The sequence below is a fragment of the Neisseria gonorrhoeae genome, from assembly GCF_013030075.1.
Classification (GTDB): domain Bacteria; phylum Pseudomonadota; class Gammaproteobacteria; order Burkholderiales; family Neisseriaceae; genus Neisseria; species Neisseria gonorrhoeae.
Genome location: NZ_AP023069.1, coordinates 1,836,582 through 1,854,959, shown reverse-complemented (window position 1 = coordinate 1,854,959; position 18,378 = coordinate 1,836,582). Strand labels below are relative to the sequence as shown.

Genomic DNA, 18,378 nt, shown 5'->3' with positions numbered 1-18,378 from the left:
TGAAATGAGCGTATTGATTATTGCCGAACACGACAACAAACAGTTGAATCCTGCCACTTTGCATGCTGTTGCCGCTGCCGCCAAACTGGGCAAGGTCGATTTATTGGTTGTCGGAAACGGCGCATCGTCCGTCGTGGAATTCGCGAAGCAAGTAGCGGGAGTGGAAAAAGTTTTGGTTGCAGATGCTGCTCATTATGCTGAAGGTTTGGCTGAAGAGTTGGCTCCGCTGGTTGTCAAATTGGCGGCGGATTACCGCTATGTTGCAGCAACGGCAACCACATTCGGTAAAAACCTTTTGCCCCGCGTAGCCGCCTTATTAGACGTACCGCAAATTTCTGATTTGACCGAGATTGTAGATAACACGACTTTTGTACGTCCGATTTATGCAGGTAATGCATTTGAAACCGTGCAAGCCGATTCAGAAAAATTGGTGCTGACCTTCCGTGTGACGGCTTTTGACGCAGTGGCGGCGCAAGGTGGTAATGCTGAGGTAATTAATGTTAAAACAACCCCTGCCCAAAACCTGAGTCGTTTTGTTAACCGTCAACTTTCCCATTCCGATCGTCCCGAACTGACTCAGGCAAAAGTGATTGTTTCCGGTGGTCGTGCGTTGGGTAGTGTGGAAAAATTCAGTGAAGTGCTGACACCGTTGGCGGATGTTTTAGGTGCGGCAATCGGTGCATCCCGTGCGGCGGTTGATGCCGAGTATGCACCAAACGATGCTCAAGTCGGACAAACCGGTAAGGTGGTTGCGCCGCAGCTCTATTTTGCAATCGGTATTTCAGGTGCGATTCAACACGTTGCCGGTATGCAGGACAGTAAGGTGATTGTTGCAATCAACAAAGATGCCGATGCGCCGATTTTCAATGTAGCCGATTACGGATTGGTTGGCGATTTATTTGAAATTGTTCCACAATTAATAGAATTATTGAAAAATTGATGTTTCACGTGAAACTTTCAGGCGACTTTGTTATTAATGAGGTCGTCTAAAAACATTTCAGCATGATTACGACTTATAAAACCATTACTTCCCCGACGCAGGCTGAGTTTAAAGATAAAGGCAGCCGTTTTATTGCATTTGCCTATCCGATTCGGACATTGGCTGATGTGAAAAAATACCTCAATCTGTTAAAGGAAGAGCATTATAAAGCGCGGCATTGGTGCTATGCCTATCGTTTAGGTGTGAACGGGATGCAGTTTCGCGGCAACGATGATGGAGAGCCACCAGGAAGTGCTGGGCGGCCAATTTTGGGACAGATTGATTCGGTGGGTATCACTGATGTTTTGGTCGTGGTCGTCCGCTATTTCGGTGGTGCTTTATTGGGCGTTCCCGGCTTGATTCACGCATACAAAGAGGCAACGGCTCAGGCGTTGGCGATCGCGGAAGTGGTTGAAAAGAATATTGAAAAAACCGTTTGGCTGAAATGTGAGTATCCGTTTTTGAATGAAGCAATATGCATTGCCAAACAATATCAGGCGGATATATTGGAGCAGGATTTGCAGTTGGATTGCCGATTGACGGTAAGTTTGTCGTTGGCAAATTATGAGGCCTGTGTTGCGGCTTGGAAGAATACACGGCAGGTTGAAGTAAATACGGAAAAGCCTTTTGAATGAAAGGTTGTATGAAATGCTTTGTAATGGTATTTCAGGCAACCTCTTCGCTGATTAATTTTCTTGTGTATATCTGTCTAAGGTATCGACGCTGGAGCATAAATATAGCCAAGCCAATTGATGGAATTCGCCCGGCGCGTTCCATAATGCATCTTCACTCATAATGCTATATTCGCCTTCTGTTTGCAAATTCAGTTCTACCCCGTCTTTAATAGTCTGATGGCGCACCTGATACTCGTGGGTATAGAAATTGTCCATATCGCGAATTAAAGCGACGGCATATTTCCAACGGCGGATGTTTTCTTCCAGTTGCAGTAGTAAATGACACCATTCGCGGTATTTGCTTTGGATTTCATCAATACGTTTTTGCGTGTTTGCTTGTTATTTTTTAATTTGTGAATAAGTTGAATAGGTTGCAGAGTGGAATGAAGTGGTCTTTTGTTTGATTCTACTAAAATTTCTTCAGATGGGACAAAAGTTCCTTTGTATCGAGTTTTCGTTAAAAGTACATATTTGTCAAGGAGATGGCATGAAACTGCTGGTTATCGGTAATGGCGGTCGCGAACACGCGCTGGCTTGGAAGTTGGCGCAATCGCCCAAAGTGGAAACAGTATTTGTTGCGCCCGGTAATGCCGGTACGGCGATTGAATCCAAGCTCCAAAACATTGCCTTGACCGCGTATCAGGATTTGATTGAATTCTGCCGTAAAGAAAATATTGTTTTTACCGTCGTCGGCCCTGAAGCGCCTTTGGCGGCAGGTATTGTGGATGATTTTCGTGCCGCAGGGCTGAAAATATTTGGTCCGACACAATATGCGGCGCAGTTGGAAAGTTCTAAAGATTTCGCCAAAGCATTTATGGTGAAATACAATATTCCGACCGCGCAATACCAAACCTTTGAAAATGCCGATGCCGCACATGATTACGTCAATCAGAAAGGTGCGCCTATCGTTATCAAAGCCGATGGTTTGGTGGCAGGTAAAGGCGTGATTGTGGCAATGACTTTGGATGAAGCGCATGCTGCGATTGACGATATGTTGTTGGGCAATAAAATGGGCAATGCCGGCGAACGCGTTGTGATTGAAGATTTTCTGCAAGGCGAAGAAGCGAGCTTTATCGTTATGGTTGATGGCAATCATGTATTACCTATGGCGACCAGTCGAGACCACAAACGTCTTTTAGACGGAGATAAAGGCCCGAATACGGGCGGTATGGGTGCGTACAGTCCCGCGCCTGTGGTAACGCCTGCTGTGTACGAGCGTGCGATGAACGAGATTATTTTGCCGACCGTAGCGGGTATGAAAGCGGAGGGGCACGAGTTCACCGGCTTTTTGTACGCAGGTTTGATGATCGATCAAAGCGGTGCACCCTATACGATTGAGTTTAACTGCCGTTTCGGCGATCCCGAAACCCAGCCGATTATGAGCCGTCTAAACAGCGATTTGGCGGATTTGGTTGAAGCGGCAATAGACGGCAGACTGGACAGCGTCAAAGCGGAATGGAATCCGCAAACTGCCGTGGGTGTGGTACTGGCGGCGCAAAATTACCCCGAAACACCCAAGAAAGGCGATGTTATTTCCGGTTTGGATGACGTCAACCGAATCGGCAAAGTATTCCATGCCGGCACAACGGTAAACGAGAAAGGCGACGTGTTGACCAACGGCGGGCGCATATTGTGTGTTGTAGGATTGGGCGACGATGTGGCGCAAGCGAAAGCCAAGGCGTATGGCGCGTTGGAAAAAATCAGCTTCGACGGGATGCAATACCGTAAAGACATTGCCGATAAAGCGATTAACCGTTAATTAGAAAGAGGATGATGCCGTCTGAAGCCAAGTATGACTGATGCGCTTCAGACGGCATTTTATATTATGTTATTTTCGAGAATTATCGCAGCATCAGCGCAACGTAAGTTAAGCGTTTATTTGAAAAAAGGCGGTTTGGTTGCTTATCCGACCGAATCTTGTTATGGCTTGGGGTGTCTTCCGACATTAGCCAAAGCACTCGGTAAGTTGGCGCATTTGAAAAAAAGGCCGCAACACAAGGGTATGATTGTCATCGGGAATCAACTTGAACAATTGCAGCCTTTACTTCAAATGCCGTTTGAAAACATTCAAACCATGCTTAGAAACGAATGGCCTGCTCCTAAGACTTTCCTATTGTTGGCTAAATCTGGCGTATTACCTGCGTTGCGCGGGAAGAGGCGCAGCAAGCTTGCGGTCAGAGTGCCCGATCATACAGGTGCAAGGCGTTTGTGTCAGGCATTGGGTATGCCTTTGGTTTCCACTTCATGTAATCGGGCGGGTAAACGCGCGTGTCGGACGGAGAGGGAAGTCAGAAGGCAGTTCGGACGCGATGTGTGGATTGTCGGTGGGAGAATCGGCAGGCAGAAATCGCCGAGTCAGATTATCGATGGGGAAACAGGTAAACGTTTGCGTTAGATATGGATGCTTGAGTGAAAACTTTTTTGCATACACAAAGAAAAAATTTTTTGGATGGTATTTCTCTACATGATTGTTATCGCACGGCGATAAAGGTAGAAGGACGCAACGTCTGCTTTGATTTTGAGGACGGTTTTGTCGTTCTGGACAATAATCCGAACAATCAAGCGGGCAAGCATCTGAAAACAGATTTTTCCCGTGTTGTTTTAACCCATGAAAATAGAAACGCCGAAGACGACTATTTGGTCGATATTTTTGAAGACATCGTCTTTTTAGGGAAACGTTTGTTTACAGTCAGAAAATTTCTTGATTTTTCTGAATTGCTTGAAATGATCAATGCACAAGGCTATTTTCTTGAATTTCTGTATCTGTATGAATGTATCGGTGTCAAAACAAGCGATTATTTTTTAGAGGCTGTGTTGGTTACGGGACGGAGCCGGGAATGTAAAAAATGCTTTATCAAAATTATGAGGGCAAGCAGTTTTGTGTATCAATGGAACAATTTACGTTTGAATAGTGAGATTGTATAGCGGGTTTATATTTCGGATGGAAGCCGGTTTAAAAAAATAATGTGGATAATTTCAGGGAATGGCAAAATGTCGTCTGAAATGCTGATATTTCAGTATTCCAGACGGCATTTTTATAATAAGGCTTATGGATAAATTTGTGTATAAGTTAAAATCAGAGTTTTTTCCCGCATACGGTTTCATATTGTTTTTCAGTTAATGTCCCGGACAGGATGCTCATCGGGCGGAGGGAAGAGGCTGTGTAGTTTTGTGTGGAAATTTCCGTGTTTTTTGTATCAAATAACTGTAGCGAACTTAAGCGGTATGTTTTGTTGTTGCAGTGGATTTCCCACTCGGCAATGGCAGTCTTGTATGCGGGGGTGTTGGCAAAACGTTCTTGTTTCAGATTGGTAACAACTTTTTTATCTTGGAAAATCATCAGATTTCCGTTTTTTCTCACACTGTCTTTATTAATATATGTATGAATATTGCCGTTTGAGATTGTGCCGATATTTTCCCATCGGGCAGACTTGTCCGGTGTGCTGCAGGCGGTTATCAAAATAGGGAGTAAAACGAAAGATAGGAAGATTGGGCGCATTAGGGTTTCCTTAATCATTGAAATCCGCTCATTCAGAAAGAACGGGTTGGGCCGGAGGGGTAATGCCGTCTGTGAAATGAGGCAAATATGGGAAATTGATGCAGCCTTCGTGTTTTACGTATTTATATATTCCGTATGGAGGAATATGCTGCTTTTGAAGAGTGTATTATGGATGAACTGCCGATAACAGTAAATCGGTTTGATTTGTTTCCGTCAGCTTATGCCGTCTGAAGCCCTTTCAGACGGCATTTATTTTGAAGTTCTGGTTGTTTTTGCCAGTGATATTTTGATGGTTTGAAGCTGTCTTTTATATTCCCGGCAATGCGGGCAGAACAGCAGGTGCATATATATGGAAATCTTCTCGCCCGGGGTGGTTTCCCGGTCCTGATGTTTGGAAAGAAGCAGGGCAATATCGCGGCATTTTTTCATAACGTTTACTTCGGGTTTTCTTGGTTGAACCATTTGATTTGCAGGCATTGGCGCAATGATTCTCGGGCGCGGTGCATAATGGTGTGGTAGTTGGACGTGCTGATACCGCACATTTGTTGTATTTCGTTGGATGAAAAACCGAGTATTTCCTTCAGGGTGAATACCCGTGCGGTGTTTTCAGGCAGGTTGTATAGGCAGCTTTGCAGAATTTTTTGGAATTCGTTGTTATTTAATGATTTTTCCGGAGTGTTCCAATGTTGCGGCTGCCCTTCCGGCGTCCAATGCCCGTTTTGGGAAAAATGGCTTTCAAATGCTTCATCCAGCAGCTCGTCATCCAGTGCGGTAAAGACTTTCCTCTGCCTCCCGATTTGACGTAATGCGTCAATAATTTTGTTTTTCAATATGGCAAAAAGCCAGCTGTTGACAAGTGCCCTGCCTTGAAAACTGTCGCCTGCGCTGTATGCGGACAGCAATGTTTCCTGCACTAAATCTTCAGCCAAATCAGGGTGGTCGGGCAACTGGAGTCGCGCAAAATGCAGAAGCAGTTTGCGCGACTCCATTAATTCGGCATCGGTCAGGTCGGGTAGCGGCATAGTATCGGGAACAAGGTAATTTTATGCGGATAGATGGTTTTGGCTCGGGGAATTGCCTTCCATATTTTCGGATATGGCGGACAAGGAGGGGATGATAATCCTTTGTTCAATCCAGCCTGACCATTTCCCAAGCAAAATATTTTTCCAATTATCGGCTTTAGGCATAAATTCGACAAGGGTTTGGGCGAGGGTGTCAAACGAAAGCGCGGAGGAACCCATTATCTCCAGCAGCATCATATCGAAGCCGTCCAATGTTTGGTACATCACATCATCTTCGGCGTTTCGCCATATTAACAAGGCTGTTTCCGCTTCCTGCAAATCATGGGTAACATCGTATCGATATTGCCGGATAAAGGCCGCAGGGGAGGGCGTGTATTTGCTGTCATTTGAATAATGAATGTCGGGAATATCCGGAATTTGTGCAACTTCTGCCAGCAATTGGGTATATTCAAAATCCATCAGTGCCAAAATGCCGTCTGAAAGCGGCAGGCTTTGGCAATATTGTAGGAACTCGCCGGGGATTTCTTGAAAATAGGGCGTTTGGGCACGCGCGTCGCGGACGAAACCTTCTTTCAGACGGCTCCATTCTTTGCTGTCAAAGTATTGCCGCGTTTCGGTATAGCAGCGGTCGATAAAGCTGTGGATATTGTTGCGTATCAGGCGGATATAGACGTTCAATCGGTCTTGCGGCAGACCGTCTGCGGCTTCGCCCCCGCGTATGGCTTGGGAGAAACGGTGCTGGTATTGGGCGGAGGTTTCAGGCTGCACGGCGGTATTCCTTTCCGGCACGCGTTTGATAATCGGCAATTTTGGCAACTTCGGCTTCGAGTTCGGCAAAAGGTGGGAAATTGAAATCGCGTTCCAACAGGGTGGGAGGGATGGTGGGAAGCTTGGTGTAGGCGAGTTCGAGCAAGTCCCAAACGGTCGGTAAAACCGCCGCGCCGTGGGTATCAATCAAAAGCTCGGGGGTTTCGGCATCGTGTCCGGCGATGTGGATGTAGCACACGCGCCCTGCGTCCACATTCTCTAAAAAGGCCTCAGGCGACAGCAGGCCGTGATTGACGGCGTTGACGTAAATATTGTTCACATCCAAATGAATACCGCAGTCGGCTTCACGGGCAACCGCGTTGAGGAACTCGACCTCGTTCATCTCGGCAAGCGGAGAATGCAGGTAGTAGGACGTGTTTTCCACGGCGATGCGGCAGCCCAAACGGTCTTGCACTTCGCGGATACGCCGCGCCGTATGATGCACCATTTCTTCAGTGAAAGGCAGCGGCAACAAATCGTAAAGATGACCGCCGTCGTGGCAGTAGCTCAAATGATCGGAGAAAAACGTGCAGTCATAACGGCACATCATTTCTTTGATGCCGTCTATCAAATCGGTATCCAGCGGGGCTTGTCCGCCCAGCGACATAGATAATCCGTGCAACGCCAGCGGCAGCCGTTCCGCCACACGGTCAAACTGTTTGCGCGCCCTGCCGCCCATTTTCAGCCAGTTTTCCGGTGCGGCTTCGATAAAGCATATCGGGCTGTTTTCGGAAAGCGAGAGAAAGTCTTCCGCCAAGTCGCGGCGGTAGCCCAAGCCTGCGTGTTGAATCATATTTTTACCCGGTTCGGATGGCACAAAAGAATAATGTGCTTGTTTAAAAAAATCTTTGTTTGCCGTTAAAAAAGCCGCATTTTACTGAAAAACGCGGCTTGGTTTGAAGGGGAGGGATTATTTAGAACCGCATTTGCCTTCGCCGCATTTGCCTTCGGCAGATTTGGCTTTGGCTTTAGATGCTTTGGTGTGTTTGTGGGCTTTTTTTACAGTTGCACCGCATTTGCCCTCGCCGCATTTGCCTTCGCCTGCTTTAGAAGCAGCCGCGCCGCACGAACCTTCGGCAGATTTGGATGCGCCGCAAGAGCCTTGGGCGGATTTTTGAACGCCTGTTGCGTTGCTTGCCGGTTTGTGGGCGGCAACGGCGCCGGCGGCCAAAGACAGGGATAAAGCACCGGCGAGTGCGGCAGCAATATTTTTGTTCATTTCTATTTCCTTTTCAGAATATCAAGTTAACGAGATAAGGTTGGAATGTTTAAAGTCGGATTCCACGACTGAATCAATCTTGTTTCAGACGGCATTTGGGGCAAAACAGTTTTTTCAGCAGCGTATCCAGCGACCATCCGCCCGCACCCTGGAAAAGCAGCGGGATTAATACCACGATATAAATTAAAGCCATTTTATAACCGTTGTCGCAGACATTGTAACCCGAACCGGCGTGAACCGCAGCCCAAGCGACGGCGGTAACGACCATCAGCCCCAATGCCGACAGGCGCGTTGCCAAACCCAAAAGCAACAGTACGGGCAGCAAAAGCTCCGCATACATGGCGAAATTCCAGTTTAACGCGTCCGGCAGCAAGTTGAACGGGAATGGAAACTGATCGTTGATTTCGGAAAACCAATTCTCCCCGTTCCATTTTTGCAAACCCGATTCCAAAAATTCATATGCGGCAAACAGACGCAAAACCAGCATAGCGGATGCCGTCTGCCAAGTTGTTCCGATTTTCATAAGTGTTCCTGTTTTTGTTCCTGTTGATACCCCGTTAGACGGATTTTGTCGGAAAAACTGACACCCGTCAGCTAATAATTTAACAAGTTAATGAATATAAAAAGAAAGTATTTTGACGGAAAGAAAGGGAAAAAGGCGGGATATTTGGATAACGGCGGTGTTGTGAGATAATTCCCGCCTTGGACGGTATGCCTTCAAATACAATTTCCGTAAAGGAAAAAAGAAAATATTAATTTTGATGATGATTTAACAAAGCCCCTTTCGCTTGGCTGTCAAAGGAGATTGTTAAGAAAAGCAATCTCCCTTTGACGGGGTGCGATATGTAAAGGAATGGAAAATATGGTAACGTTTTCAAAAATCAGATCATTTTTGGCAATCGCCGCCGCCGCGTTGCTTGCCGCCTGCGGTACGGCGGGAAACAATGCCGCCCGCAAGCCGGTGCAAACCGCCAAACCCGCCGCAGTGGTCGCTTTGGCACTCGGTGGCGGCGCATCTAAAGGATTTGCCCATATAGGAATTGTTAAGGTTTTGAAAGAAAACGGTATTCCTGTGAAGGTGGTTACCGGCACATCGGCAGGTTCGATAGTCGGCAGCCTTTTGGCATCGGGTATGTCGCCCGACCGCCTCGAATTGGAAGCCGAGATTTTAGGTAAAACCGATTTAGTCGATTTAACCTTGTCCACCAGTGGTTTTATCAAAGGCGAAAAGCTGCAAAATTACATCAACCGAAAAGTCGGCGGCAGGCAGATTCAGCAGTTTCCCATCAAATTTGCCGCCGTTGCCACTGATTTTGAAACCGGCAAGGCCGTCGCTTTCAATCAGGGGAATGCCGGGCAGGCGGTTCGTGCTTCCGCCGCCATTCCCAATGTGTTCCAGCCAGTCATCATCGGCAGGCACAAATATGTTGACGGCGGTCTGTCGCAGCCCGTGCCCGTCAGTGCCGCTCGGCGGCAGGGGGCGAATTTCGTGATTGCCGTCGATATTTCCGCACGTCCGAGCAAAAATGTCGGTCAAGGTTTCTTCTCTTATCTCGATCAGACGCTGAACGTGATGAGCGTTTCCGTGTTGCAAAACGAGTTGGGGCAGGCGGATGTGGTTATCAAACCGCAGGTTTTGGATTTGGGTGCAGTCGGCGGATTCGATCAGAAAAAGCGCGCCATCCGGTTGGGCGAGGAGGCAGCACGTGCCGCATTGCCTGAAATCAAACGCAAACTGGCGGCATACCGTTATTGACGCTATGCCGTCCGAACGTATTTCCAGAAGGCTTTATCCATAGAAAAAAATACCCGAATCCCGTACAATACGCCCCTAAAATTTTGAAAGAACGAAAGAATCATGGAAGCCGAAGTAATCAACCAGCTCAACAACACCCTGAATGATTTGGAGAAGCGTAGCGAAGACATCCGCGTTTATATGGATTATCAGGGCAAGAAAGACCGATTGGAAGAAGTCATCGGGCTTTCCGAAGACCCCGAGCTTTGGAACGACCCGAAACGTGCCCAAGAAATCGGCAAAGAGAGCAAAATCCTTGAAGGCATCGTGCTGACGCTCGACAACATCGCTTCGGGTATCGAAGACAACCGTATGCTGATTGAAATGGCCGTCGAAGAAAACGACGAAGAAGGTTTTGCCGCCGTGAAGGAAGACGTGGCGGGGCTGGAAAAACAGATGGCGGATTTGGAGTTCAAACGGATGTTCAACCAGCCCGCCGACCCGAACAACTGCTTTATCGACATCACCGCCGGCGCGGGCGGTACCGAAGCGGAAGACTGGGCGGGGATGTTGTTCCGTATGTACAGCCGCTATGCCGAGCGCAAAGGCTTCAAAATCGAAATCCTTGAGGAAGACGACGGCGAAATCGCAGGCATCAACCGCGCCACCATCCGAGTGGAAGGCGAATACGCTTATGGTTTGCTGCGTACCGAAACCGGCGTTCACCGCTTGGTTCGCTACTCGCCGTTTGATTCGAACAACAAACGCCATACCTCGTTTGCCTCCGTGTTCGTTTACCCTGAAATCGACGATTCCATCGAAATCGAAATCAACCCCGCCGATTTGCGCATCGACACCTACCGTGCATCGGGCGCGGGCGGTCAGCACATCAACAAAACCGACTCCGCCGTGCGTATTACCCACGAGCCGACGGGGATTGTGGTGCAATGTCAAAACGACCGTTCGCAACACGCCAACAAAGCGGCCGCGATGGAAATGTTGAAATCCAAACTGTATGAATTGGAAATGCGCAAACGCAACGAAGAGAAACAGGCATTGGAAGAAGGCAAGTCGGATGTGGGTTGGGGCAGCCAAATCCGTTCGTATGTTTTGGATTCCTCACGCATCAAAGACTTGCGTACAGGCTACGAAGTCGGCAACACCAAAGCCGTATTGGACGGCGACTTGGACGGCTTTATCGAAGCCAGCCTGAAACAGGGTGTGTAGTTTAGGCTGTATGCCGTCTGAAACCTGTACCGTTTCAGACGGCATTTTTGCGTTTCGTGTTATAATCCGCGCCGCACACGGGACGGGCAGACAGTCGCCGCGTATCGCGTAAGGCATACGGGGAGGAAAGTCCGGGCTCCGCAGGGTAGAATGCCGGTTAACGGCCGGGCGCGGTAACGCGACGGAAAGTGGAACAGAAAGCAAAACCGCCGATGGCTGCTTTGGCAGCACAGGCAAGGGTGAAAAGGTGCGGTAAGGGCGCACCGCGCATTTGGTAACAATATGCGGCAGGCCAAACCCCATTCGGAGCAAGACCAAACAGAACGCAATGACGCTGCCCGCCGAGCGTTCGGGTAGGTTGCTTGAGCATACCGGCAACGGTATGCCTAGAGGAATGACTGTCCGAGACAGAACCCGGCTTACCGCCTGTCCGGTGTGCATCCGACACGCAAATGCCGTCTGAAACCTGAAATACGGTTCGGACGGCATTTTTATTTAGGCTGTGTTTTTATATTCCGTTGATGCAGCCCTGATGAGTCGGACAAAATGCCTTTTACTCAATAGGACCGGTTTCCGCCCAAGCGGAAATAAACGGCTATTTCCCTTGCAAACAGACGGAATCAGGCGGGTATTTAAATGACAATCAGCAGGCTGCCTTCCGGTTGGGGGGGGGAAAGCCTGTCCTGTCGGGTGGAAACGGTTTGGTTTCATTATGCGGAAAAATGCCGTCTGAAGGGTTCAGACGGTATCGGCGCATCGGGGCAGGACTTAGTCTGTGCCTTCGAGCATTTTGTTCAATTTTGGGACGAGCAGGAGCAGCAGGAAGCCTGTGGCTGCGCCGATGTAGAACAGCAGCCGGTAGAAGCCGATTTCGTCGCCCGCCTGATAGCCTTTTTCAAACAATACGCCGCCCAAAGTGAAGCCTAATGAAAAGGCAAGGAAATTAAGGGCGACCATTTGGGTTTTGAATAAAGGCGGTGCGATTTTGGTGGAGATGGACAGCGCAATCGGGGAAATCATCAGTTCGCCTATCGTGATGGCGAGGACGATCAGTGCGAAAACCGCAATAGGCATCGGCGTTCCGGAGGAAATAAAGGGAACGAATCCCAAAAACGACGCGCCGGTAACAAATACCGCCATAGCGAATTTCAGCGGGGTTTTGGGTTGTTTGCGCCCCATTTTTGTCCACATTGCCGCCATGAGTCCGGAAAACAGGATGACCCACAGGCTTTGCATAGAATCTTTCCAGGCGACGGGTACGGTAAACGAACCGATGGTGCGGTTGACGGTTTCGTCGAAATAGACGGTTGCCACGGTGTAAATCTGAAACCAGACGGCCCAAAACATACAGATGGTCAGGAAAAGCGGGATGTAGGCGATGATGTGCCGTTTGTTGTCGGAACTGACGCGGGGGTTGGTCAGCAGGCGGGCGAAATAGGCGATGACGGCAAGGATGACGGTAGATAAGAGGATGCCGGAGAAATTGTCGAGGTTGACAAGCCCGGTTTTGATGGCGGTTGCAAGTGCGGCGATGAGGGTGATGCCGACGGCGGCCGCAGTTTTGCCCTGTCCTTTTGAAAGCGGATGGGGGACGGTGGGGTGGGGCAGGTTTTTACGTCCCAAGGAATAACGCCACAAGCCGAATGCCATACCGACCGCCGCCGCGCCGAAACCATAATGGAAACCGATGTTTTCTTGAAGCAGTCCGGTCAATAAGGGGCCTAAGAAGCCGCCGATATTGATGGCGATGTAGAAAATGGAAAATCCCGCATCGCGCAGCGGGCGCATTTCGTCCTGTTCGTATAATGCGCCCACCATAGAACTGGCCGTAGATTTCACGCCGCCGCTGCCCAATGCGATGAATATCAGCCCGATTAGAAGGCCGTACAGGCCCGGTGCGGCGGCAAGGACGATGTGCCCGAGCATTACGACGATGCCCGAGAGGAAGAGGGTTTTTTCCGCACCCCATACGCGGTCGGCAAACCACGCGCCCAAAATGGTGGACAGGTACACGCTGCCGCTGTATGCGCCGACAATGCCGCCTGCGAGGGTTTTGTCTATGCCCAAGCCGCCTTTGTCGGCGGTGTAGTAGAGGTAAATCAGCAGGATGCCCTGCATTCCGTAAAATGAAAAACGTTCCCACAATTCGATATGGAAGAGGGTGGAAAGCTGGAAGGGGTGGCCGAAAAATGTTTTTTCTCCGGTGCGGGCGGGATGCCGGGACATAAAGGTTCTCCTAAAAGATTTTCTCTCAATACCGTCTGAAACGGATGCGGACGGCGGCGGTGTTTTTTGTATGAAAATATCGGTTTTTAACCGATATTTTCATTCTTTGTCAAACGACGCGCTGCCGTTTTTCGCGGGCGGATGTTTTTATATTTGTTTCAATTCAATGGATTGTATTTTAGAGGACGTGTTCCGATACGGCGCGGGTAAATCCTTTTCTGTCAATGGCTTATCCGATAGGGCGGTTTTTACTTAGATGGAAAATCACTTCCTTATATATCCGCCACGCCGAAGGGCGCATTATGGTGGATTAACTTTAAACCGGTACGGCGTTGCCCCGCCCCGGCTCAAAGGGAACGATTCCCTAAGGCGCCCAAGCACCGGGCGAACCGGTTCCGTACCATTTGTACTGCCTGCGGCCCGCCGCCTTGTCCTGATTTTTGTTAATCCGCTATATTTTTCTTAACCATCCCTTCCAACAGCCGTGCGAAGGTTTTTTTATATCAGTGGGAAATGCAATATTCTATTGTTTTTATTGTAGAATTTTAAAAACAGATTGTTGTGTTCCGCGTTTTTGCCGGTTTGGAAGCGGTGGGGCGCATCAGCCTTTTATAAAGGCATATCGGAAGCCTGTATAAGGTTTTTGAACATATCGATCCTGTTCCCTTGCAGGCGGACGGCAGCGGCGGATGGCGAAAGGCGGGTTTTCAAATGTCCGGTTTGGCGGCGCGTCTTTCAGACGGCATGGCGGCGGAGCGTGCCGCGCCGTCTGAAAACCGTTTATTTCCCTTTGCCGTTTCCTGCGGAGTCTTTTTTGTCCGAACCGAAGAGGCGGTCGAAACGTATGGTGTATGTCAGCTCGCCGCCCGACGAACGGCTGCCGATACGGGCAACCGCCTGTATGGCGCGGGTCAGCCGGTAAATCAGTTTGACGGACTGTTCCGCGCTGGAGATGCCGTATTCGTAGCCGATGTAGAGTTTGCCGGTCAGTTGTTTGCCGACGGTCAGCACCTGTTCGGCGGGGTTGAGTTCGCCGGTTTGCGCGTTGCGGCTGCGCTTGCTGGTAAAGCCCAAATCATCCACCAGCCCGATGCGGTCGTTGATTTGCCCGGCAAGCAGCGCGCCTGCGGCTGCGGACAGGGCGGCATTGTCGCCGCTGCTGCCGCTGCCGGCACGGTTGAGGATGAGCCAGGAGAGCTTGTCTTTTTCACTCATCGGTTCGTTTGCCGTCAGCGTAATGCGCGGGCTGTTGAGGCTGCCCAATATTTCCACGCCCGCACCGACGGGGGAAAGGCGGCGTTCGGCGCGGATGTTCAGGTTGGGGTCGTTGAGCGGGCCGACAAAGGAGACTGTGCCTTTGGTAATGTCTAAATCCTGCCCGTATGCTTTGTAACGCCCTTTGATGACGCGGACCGTGCCCACCCCACGCACATTTCCGCCCGGTTGCGCGGTCAGGGTCAGTTTGCCGCCTATGGTAACGTCCGCGCCGTAGCCGGAGAAGCGGATGCCGTCATTGAGGTCTAAAGTCAGGTTCATATTGACGGGGAGCGATGCCGCCGCCTCTTTCTTGACTTCGCCCAATACGACGACATCGTCGCCGACGGACGGCATCGAGGATTTTTGCGAACCGAACAGCCCCTGATCAGTTTTAATCATACCGGTAACGGATATGCCTTTTTGCGGCGAATAGCGCAGGCGGGTGTTGCCGGAAACCGTCAGGCGGCGGTTGGGGCGGGACAGGATGCGGTATTTGTCGAACACCGCGCCGATATCGACATCGGGCACGCTGTTTTCCATGCTGACCGTGCCGGAGAGTTCCGCCGTCCCTTCGTGCCGGAATTTCAGGCTGTCGATTACCCATTTCCTGCCTGCAATATGCGAACGCAGCGAGCCGTTGTCCAAGATGATGCCTTGGGTTTGGTTGCGGTAATAGAGCTTGTCGCCGTTGATACTGCCGCCCAAGTGCGGGTCGGCGATGCTGCCGCCGAGGGTTACGGCGGCATTCAGGCTGCCTTTGACGGTTTGTCCGACCGGTAGGAAGTTGCGGAATACTTCGGCATCGGCAACGGTCAGGTTGAGCCTGCCGCCCAAAGGTGCGGTATCGAAGGAGCGGCTTTGCCCGACGGTGATATTGCCGTTGATTTTCCCGTAGTTGCTGCTACCGTTGACGGCGGCATTGACGGACGGAGAGCTTACCCGTCCGCCGATTTGCGCGGAGGCATTCAGGCTGCCGGTAATGTTTTGCGCGGCGGCGGGCAGAAAGGGCTTCAATGCGCCCAAGTCGGGAAGGGAGGCTGTAATCCTGCCGCCGAGCGGTGTATTTGCCATATTGCCGCCGAAGGCGTTGCCGATGCCCAAATCGGCGTTAATCCGTCCGAAACGCGCGCCGCCGTCAAGCAGGATTCCGATGCGGTCGTTTTGAAAGCGCGTTTTCAGGGAAAATGCGTTCAAACCCAAAGCCTGCCCGCCGGGCAATACGGCATCGCCGCTTTGCCGGCTGATATTGAGGTAGCCGCGCGCGTTGTGCCCGTAGGCGACATCCCAGTCGCCGTTTAAAACCAGATTGTGTTCGAAGGGCGGTTTGAAGAAATTGTGCAACTCGGCGATGTGCAGGCCGCGTGCGCCGCCTTTTGCCGATATGCCGGTTTTCCTGTCCCAAGAAAAGTGTTGCAGGTTGAGGCTGCCGCCCATTGCCTGCCAATTTGCCGCACTTGCCGCCACGTGTTCCGCACCGGCTTCGAGCGTCATACGGTTTTGCAGCTTGAGGTTGAATGCGCCGCCGATGTCGAGGATGCCGATGCTGCCTTTCCATCGGGTAAGTTCCCTGTTGATGCCGCCTGAAGCGTCCAAATCGAGTTTGAACGGTTTGCCGTCCAGCGTCATGGCGGCGTGTGTGCGGATGCGGTGCTGCGCGCCCGTACCTTCCAGCGTCAGGCCGGCGGTATCGACAACCGCCGCGCCGCCCGACAGGGAAAGGCGGCCGCCCTTGATATCGGCGCGCATCGGGCGGCTTGTGTCGGGCGAGCCTTTGAGGGTAAAATCGAGCGAACGGATGTCTGCCGCTTTGCCGATGTGTAAGTTGCGCGCCGTGCCGGAAAGGTCGGTTTCAAAGGTTCGGATGCCGCCGTCCAAATCGCCGGAAAGGTGTCCGCGTACATTTAAAGACCCCGCGAGTCCGAAACCGAAACGGGATAAATCGGGTGCGGTGATATTGAGGTTAAGCCGGTCGCCTTTTTTGCCGAAGCCGCCGTCTGTTTTGACGATGTTCCGCCCCAACCGCAAATCGACGGCGGCACGCGGAAGGTGGCGGGACTCGTAAACAATGTCGGCACTGCCGGCAATCGGCACGCCGTTGAACGTACCGGGCAAAAAACGCATTTTGCCCGTAAATTTCTCTTTTGCCAGTTCACCGGCAAGATGAATCGAACCGTTGATATTGCCTGCCGGAAATTGCGGATCGATGCGCGAAGGGTCGAATGCGCGGGAACGGATGTCCAGCTTGAGCAGGCGGTCTTTAAACAGCTCGAGATAGCCTTGCGCGGTCAGGCTGCCTTCCCCGGCGGAGATGTTGACGGTGTCGAACACCAGTTTCCGCTGTTCGTTTGCGGGGTCGCTTGCGATGGCGAGGCTGCCGTCCGTGCGTGCCGTGCCGGTGCCGAGTTGCCAAGAGATTTTGGGCGAGGCGGTCGTGCCGCCGATGCCGATGCTGCCGTCCAACCTGCCTTTGAACGCGGTTTGCAGCACGTCTTCCGCGCCGACGGAGTTGATGCCTATATTTAAATCAAGGATGTCTTTTTCGGTGTCGATTTTGCCCGACAGCCTGATGCCGCCCCGTCCGAGCAGGGCGGCGGACGTATTGCCGATATGCACCGTGCCGTCCTGCCGGATGACAAAGCCGCCCAAAACCTGACGGACGGGGATGCCGTTGCGGTCGGCAAAGTCGGCTTTGGTGTTTTCCAAATCGAGCGAGCCTTCCAGCGCGATGCCGTCTGAAAACGACGGGATGGCGGTCAGGTCGAAATTCAGCCCGGCATCGGGCAGGGAAGGCACGAAGGCGGACGGATTGATGTTGAATCCTTTGACCAGTACTTCTTCCAATGTTTTATCCAATGATTCGGCAAACGGGTGGATGACGGATTTTCCCGAGAGGCGGATATTGCCGCCGTCGATCGTCAGTTCGGCGCGCACATCCTTCAGGCTGCCGCTCAGCCGCGCCGTACTGTGTATGGTTTCGCCTTCGAATCCGCCTTTGGTGTAAATGGCGGTATCGAGGGCAAACGGTTTTTTCAAGCCGACCGAGGCTGACCCCGACGAACTGCTCCACGGCGTGTCGGCGGCCTTCAGGTCGAGGCGGTGCCCTTTACGGTCGTAACGGTATGCCGCGTTGAGGCGTTCGAGATAGACAGTTTGTTTGTCAAAGGTTTTGCCCATGCTGATTTTGCCCGTCTCGAAGCGGTCGAGATAGACGGTGGCGGGCAGGTCTATGCTGTCGGGCAGGCCTTGAGGCGGGCGTTCTTCTTTAGGCGGAGTCGGTTTGGTTACGATGGCGATGTCGCCGGCGGAGATGTCGGTGATGTGCAGGCTGCGGCGCATCAGTTCGGACGGTTTCCACGCGAAGCGGAAGCGGCTGATTTTAAGGTCTGCCCCCTCGGTTTCTATCGACCAGTTGTCGCCGTCGAAGCCGTCGAGCAGTGTGCCTTTGAGGTTTTGGGAGGAAATGTTTACGCCGAACCAGGACGGGATTTGGTACAGCCCGAAGCGCAAACCTGCTTCCGTACCGGCGATCCAGCCGAGGAAACATACTGCCAAAATCAGGACAGACAGCAGTGCCGCCGACAGCTTCAGCAGCGGGCGGCGTTTTTTTGCCGGCGGGGCGGGGCGGTGTTCAGACGGCATTTTGCGCGTGCCGTTTTCGGTCGGATCGGTATCTGTCGGTGCGGTATCGGTCATAATGTCTGTTTCAAAATGGTTTGCTGCAATGCCGTCTGAA

General features: G+C 51.3%; 17 protein-coding genes and 1 other RNA gene. 8 read left to right on the top strand and 10 right to left on the bottom strand.

Features of this window, described 5'->3' with window-relative positions:
* Nucleotides 1-4: 4 nt before the first annotated feature.
* Complete coding sequence (locus tag HT085_RS09760; RefSeq protein WP_003688098.1) at nucleotides 5-940, top strand: electron transfer flavoprotein subunit alpha/FixB family protein; 936 nt, start codon at nucleotides 5-7, stop codon at nucleotides 938-940.
* 62 nt (nucleotides 941-1,002) lie between these two features.
* Nucleotides 1,003-1,614 (top strand): IMPACT family protein, encoded by a 612-nt coding sequence (locus HT085_RS09755; protein ID WP_003688100.1) that lies wholly within the window; start codon nucleotides 1,003-1,005, stop codon nucleotides 1,612-1,614.
* 51 nt (nucleotides 1,615-1,665) lie between these two features.
* Here HT085_RS09755 and HT085_RS09750 read toward each other — a convergent pair whose 3' ends face one another.
* Nucleotides 1,666-1,971: a DUF4298 domain-containing protein gene (locus tag HT085_RS09750; RefSeq protein ID WP_029670075.1), complete on the bottom strand. Its 306-nt coding sequence runs from the start codon at nucleotides 1,969-1,971 to the stop codon at nucleotides 1,666-1,668.
* A 169-nt stretch (nucleotides 1,972-2,140) separates the two neighbouring features.
* Between HT085_RS09750 and purD the strand changes: the two genes are divergently transcribed.
* From purD to HT085_RS09735, 3 genes are read left to right on the top strand one after another with little or no spacing between them, the layout of a single operon-like run.
* Nucleotides 2,141-3,412 carry a phosphoribosylamine--glycine ligase gene (gene purD / locus HT085_RS09745; RefSeq protein ID WP_003688105.1) on the top strand — a complete coding sequence of 424 codons (1,272 nt, stop codon included), beginning with the start codon at nucleotides 2,141-2,143 and terminating at the stop codon, nucleotides 3,410-3,412.
* A 33-nt stretch (nucleotides 3,413-3,445) separates the two neighbouring features.
* Nucleotides 3,446-4,048 (top strand): L-threonylcarbamoyladenylate synthase, encoded by a 603-nt coding sequence (locus tag HT085_RS09740; protein ID WP_003688107.1) that lies wholly within the window; start codon nucleotides 3,446-3,448, stop codon nucleotides 4,046-4,048.
* A 14-nt stretch (nucleotides 4,049-4,062) separates the two neighbouring features.
* On the top strand, nucleotides 4,063-4,578 hold the full coding sequence (locus HT085_RS09735; protein WP_003688109.1) for a hypothetical protein: 516 nt from the start codon (nucleotides 4,063-4,065) through the stop codon (nucleotides 4,576-4,578).
* A gap of 151 nt (nucleotides 4,579-4,729) precedes the next feature.
* Here HT085_RS09735 and HT085_RS09730 read toward each other — a convergent pair whose 3' ends face one another.
* The 7 genes from HT085_RS09730 to HT085_RS09700 form a co-directional block, all read right to left on the bottom strand.
* Nucleotides 4,730-5,170: a surface-adhesin E family protein gene (locus HT085_RS09730; RefSeq protein WP_003688111.1), complete on the bottom strand. Its 441-nt coding sequence runs from the start codon at nucleotides 5,168-5,170 to the stop codon at nucleotides 4,730-4,732.
* Between the two features lie 231 nt (nucleotides 5,171-5,401).
* Nucleotides 5,402-5,581 (bottom strand): zf-HC2 domain-containing protein, encoded by a 180-nt coding sequence (locus HT085_RS09725; protein WP_003692066.1) that lies wholly within the window; start codon nucleotides 5,579-5,581, stop codon nucleotides 5,402-5,404.
* Between the two features lie 5 nt (nucleotides 5,582-5,586).
* Nucleotides 5,587-6,174: a sigma-70 family RNA polymerase sigma factor gene (locus HT085_RS09720; protein ID WP_003688115.1), complete on the bottom strand. Its 588-nt coding sequence runs from the start codon at nucleotides 6,172-6,174 to the stop codon at nucleotides 5,587-5,589.
* Between the two features lie 21 nt (nucleotides 6,175-6,195).
* Nucleotides 6,196-6,942, bottom strand: coding sequence for an HvfC family RiPP maturation protein (locus tag HT085_RS09715; protein ID WP_003692064.1), 747 nt, complete (start codon nucleotides 6,940-6,942; stop codon nucleotides 6,196-6,198).
* Nucleotides 6,932-7,774, bottom strand: a complete 843-nt coding sequence (locus HT085_RS09710) for an HvfB family MNIO-type RiPP peptide maturase (RefSeq protein ID WP_010355671.1) — start codon at nucleotides 7,772-7,774, stop codon at nucleotides 6,932-6,934. The genes HT085_RS09715 and HT085_RS09710 overlap by 11 nt, the downstream gene beginning before the upstream one ends.
* A 117-nt stretch (nucleotides 7,775-7,891) precedes the next feature.
* Nucleotides 7,892-8,200: an HvfA family oxazolone/thioamide-modified RiPP metallophore gene (locus tag HT085_RS09705; protein WP_003692062.1), complete on the bottom strand. Its 309-nt coding sequence runs from the start codon at nucleotides 8,198-8,200 to the stop codon at nucleotides 7,892-7,894.
* A gap of 73 nt (nucleotides 8,201-8,273) precedes the next feature.
* On the bottom strand, nucleotides 8,274-8,723 hold the full coding sequence (locus HT085_RS09700; protein WP_003692059.1) for an HvfX family Cu-binding RiPP maturation protein: 450 nt from the start codon (nucleotides 8,721-8,723) through the stop codon (nucleotides 8,274-8,276).
* Between the two features lie 339 nt (nucleotides 8,724-9,062).
* On the opposite strand from HT085_RS09700, the gene HT085_RS09695 reads away from it, so the two are divergent.
* The 3 genes from HT085_RS09695 to rnpB all read left to right on the top strand — a co-directional run bounded on the left by HT085_RS09695 (nucleotide 9,063) and on the right by rnpB (nucleotide 11,600).
* Nucleotides 9,063-9,956 carry a patatin-like phospholipase family protein gene (locus HT085_RS09695; RefSeq protein ID WP_010355679.1) on the top strand — a complete coding sequence of 298 codons (894 nt, stop codon included), beginning with the start codon at nucleotides 9,063-9,065 and terminating at the stop codon, nucleotides 9,954-9,956.
* Nucleotides 9,957-10,058: 102 nt separating this feature from the next.
* Nucleotides 10,059-11,162 carry a peptide chain release factor 2 gene (gene prfB, locus HT085_RS09690; protein ID WP_003688127.1) on the top strand — a complete coding sequence of 368 codons (1,104 nt, stop codon included), beginning with the start codon at nucleotides 10,059-10,061 and terminating at the stop codon, nucleotides 11,160-11,162.
* 78 nt (nucleotides 11,163-11,240) lie between these two features.
* Nucleotides 11,241-11,600: RNase P RNA component class A (rnpB, locus tag HT085_RS09685), an RNA gene on the top strand.
* Nucleotides 11,601-11,930: 330 nt separating this feature from the next.
* On the opposite strand, the gene HT085_RS09680 is transcribed toward rnpB, so the two are convergent.
* On the bottom strand, nucleotides 11,931-13,388 hold the full coding sequence (locus HT085_RS09680; RefSeq protein WP_003688130.1) for an MFS transporter: 1,458 nt from the start codon (nucleotides 13,386-13,388) through the stop codon (nucleotides 11,931-11,933).
* A 780-nt stretch (nucleotides 13,389-14,168) separates the two neighbouring features.
* A complete protein-coding gene (locus HT085_RS09675) occupies nucleotides 14,169-18,338 on the bottom strand; it encodes a translocation/assembly module TamB domain-containing protein (RefSeq protein WP_003692054.1) in 4,170 nt (1,389 codons plus the stop codon).
* Nucleotides 18,339-18,378: the final 40 nt, after the last annotated feature.

Coding starts and splice junctions, on each gene's coding strand:
- HT085_RS09760 (WP_003688098.1), top strand. CDS start 5: ATGAGCGTATTGATTATTGCCGAACACGACAACAAACAGTTGAATCCT.
- HT085_RS09740 (WP_003688107.1), top strand. CDS start 3,446: ATGACTGATGCGCTTCAGACGGCATTTTATATTATGTTATTTTCGAGA.
- prfB (WP_003688127.1), top strand. CDS start 10,059: ATGGAAGCCGAAGTAATCAACCAGCTCAACAACACCCTGAATGATTTG.
- HT085_RS09730 (WP_003688111.1), bottom strand. CDS start 5,170: ATGATTAAGGAAACCCTAATGCGCCCAATCTTCCTATCTTTCGTTTTA.
- HT085_RS09755 (WP_003688100.1), top strand. CDS start 1,003: ATGATTACGACTTATAAAACCATTACTTCCCCGACGCAGGCTGAGTTT.
- HT085_RS09720 (WP_003688115.1), bottom strand. CDS start 6,174: ATGCCGCTACCCGACCTGACCGATGCCGAATTAATGGAGTCGCGCAAA.
- HT085_RS09695 (WP_010355679.1), top strand. CDS start 9,063: ATGGTAACGTTTTCAAAAATCAGATCATTTTTGGCAATCGCCGCCGCC.
- HT085_RS09680 (WP_003688130.1), bottom strand. CDS start 13,388: ATGTCCCGGCATCCCGCCCGCACCGGAGAAAAAACATTTTTCGGCCAC.
- HT085_RS09725 (WP_003692066.1), bottom strand. CDS start 5,581: ATGAAAAAATGCCGCGATATTGCCCTGCTTCTTTCCAAACATCAGGAC.
- HT085_RS09710 (WP_010355671.1), bottom strand. CDS start 7,774: ATGATTCAACACGCAGGCTTGGGCTACCGCCGCGACTTGGCGGAAGAC.
- purD (WP_003688105.1), top strand. CDS start 2,141: ATGAAACTGCTGGTTATCGGTAATGGCGGTCGCGAACACGCGCTGGCT.
- HT085_RS09705 (WP_003692062.1), bottom strand. CDS start 8,200: ATGAACAAAAATATTGCTGCCGCACTCGCCGGTGCTTTATCCCTGTCT.
- HT085_RS09675 (WP_003692054.1), bottom strand. CDS start 18,338: ATGACCGATACCGCACCGACAGATACCGATCCGACCGAAAACGGCACG.
- HT085_RS09700 (WP_003692059.1), bottom strand. CDS start 8,723: ATGAAAATCGGAACAACTTGGCAGACGGCATCCGCTATGCTGGTTTTG.